Source organism: Mesorhizobium sp. M8A.F.Ca.ET.207.01.1.1 (assembly GCF_004794715.1).
In the GTDB taxonomy this organism is placed as follows: Bacteria; Pseudomonadota; Alphaproteobacteria; order Rhizobiales; family Rhizobiaceae; genus Mesorhizobium.
This window is the reverse complement of record NZ_SRUS01000233.1, coordinates 1-363: the sequence shown is the minus strand read 5'-3', so window position 1 is coordinate 363 and position 363 is coordinate 1. Positions and strand designations below refer to the sequence as shown.

Annotated in this window: 1 protein-coding gene; it reads left to right on the top strand. The window is 70.5% G+C overall.

Annotated elements, in window-relative coordinates:
• On the top strand, positions 1-363 hold a 363-nt coding region (locus EN850_RS34320; RefSeq protein WP_210238038.1), incomplete at both ends, for a flavin reductase family protein.

The following is a 363-nucleotide window of genomic DNA, read 5'->3' as shown; positions in this document are numbered from 1 at the left end:
GCCGTGGGCGGGGGTGTTCCCCGCCCCGGCCCCGGTGCCGTCGGTCGAGATGCCGCCGCGCGCCCTGCGGCGGCTGCTCGGTCACTTTCCGACCGGCGTGGCCATCGTCTGCACGCGCGATGCGCAGGGCAAACCCATCGGCCTGACCATCAATTCGTTCGTACCGGTCTCGCTGCAACCGCCCCTGGTGCTGTGGAACCTGGCGCTGCATGCACAGAGCCTGTCCACCTTCCAGCGTGCCCGCCGCTTTGCGATCAGCGTGCTGGCGGCCGACCAGGAAGCACTGGCCCGGCGCTTTGCCGATCCTCAGGTACGCAACCGCTTCGACGGCCTGGCATTGCTGGACGACGACGGGGACGCCCC